This window comes from Clostridium tarantellae (assembly GCF_009295725.1).
Classification (GTDB): domain Bacteria; phylum Bacillota; class Clostridia; order Clostridiales; family Clostridiaceae; genus Sarcina; species Sarcina tarantellae.
Genome location: NZ_WHJC01000137.1, coordinates 1 through 9,121 on the forward strand (window position 1 = coordinate 1; position 9,121 = coordinate 9,121).

At 27.6% G+C, this 9,121-nt stretch carries 8 protein-coding genes; 2 read left to right on the forward strand and 6 right to left on the reverse strand.

The window, feature by feature from the left end; translation table 11 throughout:
* Window positions 1-164: 164 nt before the first annotated feature.
* From GBZ86_RS18720 to GBZ86_RS09675, 4 genes are all read right to left on the reverse strand, one after another.
* Entirely contained in the window at window positions 165-404 is a 240-nt protein-coding gene (locus GBZ86_RS18720; protein WP_422678915.1) for an OB-fold nucleic acid binding domain-containing protein, read from the reverse strand.
* 185 nt (window positions 405-589) lie between these two features.
* On the reverse strand, window positions 590-1,102 hold the full coding sequence (locus GBZ86_RS09665; protein ID WP_152890137.1) for a hypothetical protein: 513 nt from the start codon (window positions 1,100-1,102) through the stop codon (window positions 590-592).
* A gap of 181 nt (window positions 1,103-1,283) precedes the next feature.
* Entirely contained in the window at window positions 1,284-1,748 is a 465-nt protein-coding gene (locus GBZ86_RS09670; RefSeq protein WP_152890139.1) for a hypothetical protein, read from the reverse strand.
* Between the two features lie 20 nt (window positions 1,749-1,768).
* Window positions 1,769-2,308 carry a SprT-like domain-containing protein gene (locus GBZ86_RS09675; protein ID WP_152890141.1) on the reverse strand — a complete coding sequence of 180 codons (540 nt, stop codon included), beginning with the start codon at window positions 2,306-2,308 and terminating at the stop codon, window positions 1,769-1,771.
* Window positions 2,309-2,436: 128 nt separating this feature from the next.
* Between GBZ86_RS09675 and GBZ86_RS09680 the strand changes: the two genes are divergently transcribed.
* On the forward strand, window positions 2,437-3,441 hold the full coding sequence (locus GBZ86_RS09680; RefSeq protein WP_152890143.1) for a hypothetical protein: 1,005 nt from the start codon (window positions 2,437-2,439) through the stop codon (window positions 3,439-3,441).
* 104 nt (window positions 3,442-3,545) lie between these two features.
* On the opposite strand, the gene lacZ is transcribed toward GBZ86_RS09680, so the two are convergent.
* The gene (lacZ, locus tag GBZ86_RS09685; RefSeq protein WP_152890145.1) at window positions 3,546-8,123 is read right to left on the reverse strand and encodes a beta-galactosidase, LacZ type; all 4,578 of its coding nucleotides are present in this window, start codon (window positions 8,121-8,123) and stop codon (window positions 3,546-3,548) included.
* A 436-nt stretch (window positions 8,124-8,559) separates the two neighbouring features.
* Here lacZ and GBZ86_RS17135 point away from each other — a divergent pair, with 436 nt between their 5' ends.
* Window positions 8,560-8,727 carry a hypothetical protein gene (locus GBZ86_RS17135; protein WP_170272201.1) on the forward strand — a complete coding sequence of 56 codons (168 nt, stop codon included), beginning with the start codon at window positions 8,560-8,562 and terminating at the stop codon, window positions 8,725-8,727.
* A 50-nt stretch (window positions 8,728-8,777) separates the two neighbouring features.
* Here GBZ86_RS17135 and GBZ86_RS09690 read toward each other — a convergent pair whose 3' ends face one another.
* A complete protein-coding gene (locus GBZ86_RS09690; RefSeq protein WP_152890147.1) occupies window positions 8,778-9,083 on the reverse strand; it encodes a hypothetical protein in 306 nt (101 codons plus the stop codon).
* Window positions 9,084-9,121: the final 38 nt, after the last annotated feature.

Below are 9,121 nucleotides of genomic sequence, written 5' to 3' on the forward strand. Positions count from 1 at the left end.
ATATTACATTTAGATACATTGATTTTGGACAAGGGAGCACTTAAAAAACTCTGTTATTTTATACAGTAGTACTTCCCCATAAGATATTAGCAGTTAAGCAATAAAATTTATATATATAGAATACTTTTTATTTATACAATTATTTCATATTTTTTATTTGCTTTTTAATATTCATTAAACACCTTATCTACTACTAATTGTATTTTTTCATTATGATTATTTACTGTACCTGACGCTCTTATAGAAAACTTAGCTTCATTTGCATGATTTATTCTAACTCTCTTTCCTTCAAGTATATCATCATCAGTTTTAAATAATACACATTCTACTTTGTTGTTTCCATCTTTTAATTGAAAATAGAAATATCCCTTTTTATCTGTAATATTTTGTACATCGCCTCTTATTTTTAATACCTTACCCTATATTTTTCCTCTTATAATATTTAATTATTTTGTAATATATTACCATTAACATGATAATATTTAACATTTCTTATTAATATTTATAAATTTGCAATAAAATTTATTGCTTTTTATACATAAAAAATACTAGTTACAGTTTTTTACTACTGAAACTAGTATTTTAAAATTTAATAAACTTTTACAATTTTATATCTATACTTCAAATCCACACCATTAAAATTTTGTATAACAGAAAATACTTCATTTCTTCCTTTACCTAAAATAGCTTGTGCATATTCTGATGTTATAGCTACCTTAATATTCTCTTTATGGTTTTTATTATTCTCTTTTACTTCTTCTTTAACAAAAGTTATGTGAAGCACATCTCCATCTTCCATATCTTCAATAACAAAGCTTTTATTAATTAAGGTTTCCACATCATATTTATTATCTGTATAATGTTTTTCAACTTCATTACAAACATTCTTATCTATATCTTTATGCTTTATACCTTTTACATAATCATACACACATACTCCACCTACACACTTCCCCATATAAGTTGCTATTTGCGAATTTTTACAAACATTATTATCATTATAATCACACTTAGCTCCTGTTTTCCTCCATTTAGGCCCTACTTGTTCTAAATGTGCTGAAACACCTTGCATCTCATTCATTTTGCTACCATTTCTACTCATACAAATTCCTCTCTCTCAATCCCTTATTTTATAATTACTGTTAAATTTTTAATATCACATTATAATTGTAAATTATTTCAAATATATATGTAAACATTTTTATCTATAAATGTACTAATTTTTTAATTTTAATACATATAAAAAATACTAGCTTCAATCTTTTCCATAGAAACTAGTATTACTATAAAATTACTCTTTTGTATCTTAAATTATATTTTTTTAATATTTCATCCCAATACTTTTTATATCCAATTCTACTTTTAACCTCTCTTTTAGCTGGTAATATGTTTGTCCATCTCTCTAACCATGCTTTACTTTCATTCACATCAAAATCACTATAGTTTTCATTTGCAAATTGCCATTTATGATGATAAATTTGCTCTTTTCCTTTTACCTTAGTTACTTTTTCTGTATCTAAATTCACTTTAACACTATAATGAATTTCCGGTTCTCTAGCTTCATCAAAGTCTTTACTTATTATAAAACTAACCTCTGGTTTCTTTATGTTAACCTTGATTACATTAAATTCTTTAAATGTATCCTTATCTAAGTATTTTGTAGCTAAAATTACCTCTTCTATCAATTCTTTATCTAATTCCATAATAAATTTCACGTGCACATATAAATTATGTCCTATTTTTTTCATAATAATTCTACTCCATTCTACTAATAATTTTGTAATATTCTTACTGGAGCATAACAACATTTGGTCTTAAATAAATTTGTTTTTTTTACTAGATTATGCCTAGAAGTTTTACAGCCACCTACTCTTTTATTACAATGAACACAATATGCAGTATATTTTTCTTTATTGCTTTGCAGTCCTTTAACTTCCATGGTAGCTTTATTACTTACCCCTAATCTTTTGCACCATAGTTTAAATATATAGTCTGTATGATTATGCCTACCTACTTGCTTTAATGCACAATAATGAGCATATTCATGTCTTATTACTTCCTTAACTTCTTCTTTAGTTGCTGTTTTTAAAAATCTATCATTAAGCTCTATTGATTTTGGTTTAATTTTACTTTGTCTTCCTTGTTTTATTATAGTATATCTAGTTATTCCCAAACTTTTTTTCAGTCTTTTATTAATTAATAGGGGAACTTCTAATTTTATATTAGTTATTCTTTCACATTCCTTTACTAATTCTAATAAATCTATTTTTTTATTCATTCTTATCATACCTTTACAATATAGTTTCAACTAAAATTCTCCATATATTAATATATATTTTTTAAACTGTAACTTTTCTTCTTAATAAACTATAAAATATATAAAAGCTTTTTAATATAAATGCTTTAACTCTTTATTTATATATAGGAGATATATACATGAAATCTATTATAGAGCATTCAATAAAAAGTATTATTAAAAATTATAGTGATTTTTTCTTTAATAAAAAAAATGTGGTTGGTGTTGGACTTGGACATAAAGTTATTAAAGATGTTAATACGGGCATTCCTTCCTTGCATGTATTTGTAGAAAATAAAAAACCTTTAAATAATTTATATAAACATGAAATTATTCCTAATAATTTTTTAAATATAACTACAGATGTTATTGAAACTGGTAAGTTTTCAACAGAAAATTTCTCTCCATCCCAATCTAATTTGTCTTCATTAAATAACTTAGTTCCAATAAAACCTGAACCTTTTTTATTACAAGAAAGATTTCGTCCTCTTCAAGCTGGCTATAGTATAAGTCCTTCTAAATCAGATTCTGCTGGAACTTTAGGTGCTATTGTATTTGATAATTTTAATAATACACCATATATTTTAAGTAATAATCATGTTTTATGTAATTATAATAAAATAAAAAAAGGAACCTCCATCCTTCAACCTGCAAAATATGATGCAAAGCCTATTAAGGCTAATAAAGTGGCAAAATTATCCAAATGGATTGTTTTAGAATATAGTACTAAATCAAAAATTTCTAATTATATGCTTCCTATAAATTGGGTTGATTGTGCCATAGCAGAAATAACTTTACCTCCTTTACTTATAGAAAAATCTATTAGATATATAGGAAATATAAAAGGAACTTTTAACACTGTATCTTTAGATGAACAAGTTCAAAAATTAGGTAGAACCACTGGATATACAACTGGTACTGTTACTTCCATTGATGCTACTTTAACATTAGGAGAAAAGAAAAAATTCCGTTTAGGTAATCAAATTCTTACCACTAAAATCAGTGAACCTGGTGATTCTGGTAGTTTAGTTTTAAACTTTTCTAATAAAGCTATTGGTCTTTTATGTGGTAGTAATGAAAAAAATACTATTATTACTCCTATAGAAAGAATATTAAAATTACTTAATGTACATTTTGAAGTATAATTATTGTATTTTTTTTAATAATCACTTATTTCATCATTCTAAAAGTCCTATGGTAATTTTACAAAACCATAGGACTAAATATTATTAATAAACTTTTTTAATTTTTAGCTATTTAAAACCTTGTTAGTAACAAAATTCAAATCATACATGTCTATTTTCCCATCATTATTTACATCATATTTACTAATATTTTCCCAAATCTCTGCATTATCTACAGAATTTTTACCATAATATCTTGAAATAAGAGCTATATCTCCCGCTTCAAAGTTACCATTATTGTTTAAATCTCCTGTACTTTCTGTAATAATTCTACTATTAAATTTTTCTAAAGCCCTAGTTAATTCTCCAATAGCTATAATTAATTCCTCTTCTTTAGCTTCTTCATTGTTTAATATACTTTCAGCTAAGGTAATTGCATCTTCTAATTCTTTTTTGGCACCTAGATGATATTCTCCTACTGCTATACCTTCTACTGCATTATTATTAAGTTCTTTAGCATTATTAACCAATGTAGCTAACTCTAATTTATTATCTGCTACTTCCTTAACAAACATAGCATTTGCCCAGTCAGCATGATCATTACTATCATTACCTACTTTATCTACTATTAACTTAATTTCGCTAGCATCTTCTATATCAATTCTTATAAATTTAGCTTTATCTTTAGGCATCATTTTACCACTATCATAAACCTGCTCATTATCAACTACAATAGTATATCTTATACCATCACACTGTGGTGCATTTATTTCTTGATCTAATCCTATATAACTTTCAAAGAATTTATAATCTTTTCCAGAAATATCATAAACTATTGTAGAGTTAGAATGGGTTCCTATTCCTTTATTGAACTTCACATTTTTAAATCCATCAAATAAAGTAATAGTATTTCCATCAATAGATTTATCTTTTTTAATGGTACCCCATCCAGTAGTAGCACTCTTCCACTCTAAATCACTAATATAATCTCCTGTAGTTACTGAAATAATTGTGTTAACCTGTATAGTTTGTCCATCTACTTCTACTGTACCTTTAACTTCAACCTTACCTGGGTTAACAAATTGCTCCTCAGTTATTTCATTCCAATTAACTACTGCATTTACTTTACTTCCATCTGAATAAATTACTTCTAAAGCTGTAGGTAGTTTAGGCATTGTTCCTACTAAAGTACTCATATTAGCATTTTCAATAGATTCAATAGCTTTAACCGTTACATTAGCAGTTATTTTAGTTTTAGTTCCTTTTACAGTTCCTTCAACCTTAAAAGTTCCTATCTCTTCATAATAAGATGGATCTATTTCATCCCAAGTTATTCCTACAGTTTTTCTTCCACCATCTAATAATTCTAATTCCAATTTATTTGGTAAAATTGGTGCTTCACCCTTCATAGTGCTTATATCAATGGATTGGTCTTCTTTAATATTAAATGGTAAGTCTAATTTATTTACCTCACTAGCATCTTCCTTTGAAATATTTATAGGTTTTAATCTCATTCTGTAAGTGTAATTTTTATCTGAATTTAATGTGAATTCTGGATGTGGTCTAGATCCCCAACTATCATCACCACCAACTCCCATTTGTCTATAGTTTACATTTACAACTACATCATCACTTTTTTCTAACTCATGCGGATGAAGTTTATTGCTTAACTCCTCTTCCGTATAATGAAGAGCCGTTGCTTCAATATGAGGATCACCAGATACCATTAATCCCACTCCATCATCATTAGTTAAAGTCATCCATCTTATATCTGTCTTATTACCCATTTCAGATGGATCTATATAAGGGAAAAATTGTTCTTCTACAGTACTTTCATATCTTCCTACAAAAGAACTTCTTTGTCTATCCCAATAATTCTCATGAGGCCCTCTACCAAACCACTCTAAGTTTTCAAATTCCTGTGGCATATTAAATGTCATACCTATAGCAGGTATTTCAGGTAAATTTGAAGAACCTGGTTTAAGTTCTGCTCCTATAACCACATCTCCATTACCATAAACGGTAATAATATTTTTATATTGAGATTCTGTGGTAGTTGGAAGTGTTGCATCAACCTTTATAGTAACTGATTTTTCTTCTTTTTCTACTTCCACATTAGAAATACTTCTATCTCTACCTGCGTATCTCCAAGTCTTAGTTCTATTTTGCATTCCATTTCCTTCATCATTATCATTTGGAGCTCTCCAAAAATCTGGCTCTATTGGAGTGCTTAATAATTCTCTTCCTTCATATTTAAAGGAATCTATATTACCTTCCACTTTATCAAAATTTAAATCAAAGTTTTCTCCTTTAATTTTAACACTGCTTTCAGTTTCCTCTGTATTTAAAGGAGACATACTATCCACATCTGTTACATCCTTAACCTCATCAGTAAAGTTTAGTTTAAATTGCTCACTAGCAATTTCATGACCTGCTTTTGCCCATTTTTCATCTTTAGTTGTATTAAACCTTAATTCTAAAAAATATTCTGAAGCCTTATCTACCTCTTCAGGTATTTTAAATGGTACAGTTATTTCTTCTGTAACTCCTGGATCTATATCCACATTTAAATCACCACTTTGTATAGTAACTCCATCCTGTTTTAATTCCCACTTTCCTGCATATTCATTTAAGTTTGTGAATATAAATTCATTTTCTACAGAAATTTTACCATTACTTACATCCACATCTTTAACTTCTATATTTTGATAGTTGTATTTTAATTCTTTCATTTGAGGTTTTTCAGTTCTATCTGCATTTATTAATCCATTAGCACAAAAGTTGCCGTCATTAGGGTTATCTCCCCAATCACCACCATAAGCTAAGAATTTTTCACCATTTCCACCTTCTATTTCTTTATATAAAGATTGATCTACAAAATCCCAAATAAATCCACCTTGAAGATTTTCATACTTCTCAAATACTTCCCAGTATTGATCTAAATTACCTAAACTATTTCCCATACTATGAGCATATTCACAAAGAATAAAAGGTTTTTTTCGTCCACTCTTACCATAATTCTCTACACCTTCTACTCCCCAATACATTTGACTTTCTACATCTGATACACTTTCATCATAATAGTCCCCTTCATAGTGAACTACTCTAGTTTTATCATTTTCTCTTACCCAATTAGATAATATATTAAAGGTTTCTCCACCACCAGCTTCATTACCTAAAGACCACATTACAACAGAAGCATGATTTTTATCTCTTTCTACCATACTAATAACTCTATCTAAACTAGCATCATACCATTCTTCTAAATTACCTGGTAAATAATCTCTAACTGCATGTGATTCTATATTAGCTTCATCTACTACATATAAACCATATTCATCACATAACTCAAGCCAAGCTGGATTATTAGGATAATGAGAAGTTCTAACAGAGTTTATATTATTAGCTTTCATTATTTCAATATCTTTAATCATACTTTCTATGGATACTGTTCTTCCTGTTTCTGGGTCTGTTTCATGACGATTTACCCCTTTAAACATAATATATTCGCCATTTATCTTCATTTGTCCATCTTCTATATAAAACTCTTTAAATCCTACCTTACTACTTACAGCTTCTACTTCATTTCCATCCTTATCTTTTAAAGAAATTACTAAAGTATAAAGATATGGATCTTCTGCTGACCATTTTCTTGGATTAGTTATATTCATATCGCCTTTTAATTGAACCTTAGTAGCCTTATCATTGTAATTTGTAGCATCTGAGAAGTTAGTATTCATTGTTATTGGTGATTCTATAGCTGATTCAAAATTTTCATCATATAACATTGCTTCTACAGTATATTCTTCATTATTTTTCAAATAATTTGAAAGTTCTACATCTACTTTTAAATTACCGTCTGTAAATGTTTCATCTAAGTCTGTTTCTACTTTAAAATCTCTTACTCTTACCTCTGGAGTAGAATAAATAGCTACATCTCTAAAAATACCACTTAATCTAATAAAATCTTGGTCTTCAAGCCAACTACCATCACTCCATCTATAAACTTGTACAGATATAGTGTTTTCTCCATCTACTAAATAATCAGTAATATCAAAATCTTTAGCAGTATAACTATCCTCACTATAACCTACCTTTTGTCCATTTATCCAAACATAAAATGCTGATTCAACACCTTGGAAGGATAAATATACTCTTCTTCCATCTTCCCATCCTTCTGGAACTGTAAATGTTCTTTGATAAGTTCCCACTGGATTATATTTTGTTGGTGCATTTGGTGGCTTTGGATTTTCTCTTCCTGTCCATGGATATGTTATATTTGTATAAATAGGATAATCATGTCCTTGTGTTTGCCAATTACTTGGAACTGGAATTTTAGTCCAATCAGTTATATCAAAACCATTTTCACCTATTTCAGGCTTGTCTGCTGGTTTATCTACAATATTGAAATCCCATTCACCATTCAATAATTGGTGATATTCAGAATTAACTCTAATACCTCTTTCTCCTACTGGTTTTTTCTCATACTCTAAAGCTGTAACACTATCCTTATAAGAAACAAAGGTAGCATGTGCTTCTTCTCTGTTTTTTTGAAAAATTCTTGGATTATTATTCCACTCAGTTCCTTCCTTTGGTAATGCATTTACAATATTTTTAGCACCCATTAAAAGTGATTCTGATGTTGCTACTATAAAAGTAGCTGCAACAACTAAAGCAACTGTTCTCTTATTAAACTTAAGCAAAATTCTCTCCCCCTATTATAATATCTATTAAATTTAAATACATATCATATATGTTTATTAGAAAATTTAAATACTTATTATGTATAGAATATTATGCTAATTAAAATTTACTAATAAAACAAATATATTCATTAGTAGTTTTATATCCTTAGTCTTATAGAGTTTACTTAGCCATTACCTTCGATGTTTTATTTTACACAATTTTCCTGTAGCGTATATAAATATTTTATCATATTCATAATGAACTTTGTATACATCCATGTCAAAATATTTACAATTTATTTACAATTAACATGTAAATATTTCTTTCTTGAAAAAAACTGATATAATATATATCAAAATAAATTTAATAATGAAATTGTTATTTTAAAATATTACATTCCTTTTTAGTATTTTATTTAATATTTTAAAATAGCAAAATTTGGAGGAATTTAAAATGAATGGTAATGTTGTTTTTCAGAAAACCGTTAAGTCTGGAATATCATTTGGCGCTTGCTTAGCCATGGTAATTTCATATACCTCTTGGCAATCCATACCTTGGGCAATAATTCATGGTTTAATGAGTTGGTTTTATGTAATTTACTTTTGGATTAGATATGTTTAAATTTAAATTTAAAAGAGTACTGAAAATTTTCAGTACTCTTAATTTAAAATTTATTTATTTAGTGCCTTTTTTATGTTTTCTCCATCTAATTCTATAATCTTTCTTATAATTTCCTTTAATTCATTATCATCAGCTTCATTTTTTCCTTTTTCTAACACTACTATTGGACATGCAGCACAACAATTTCTCACCATAGAATGTACTTTTATTTCCATATTTTCATCATAATTAAGTAAATCATCCATAGAAAGATTTTTCTTATCTATAGACATAATAAATTGTCTCATTCCATTACTTAGCTTAATATCAATTCCTAACTTTCTTACTGCCTTTAATTCTGCTTTTACTATACGCATTGAAAGCTTCCCCCTTTAATAATTTTTAAATTTAAATA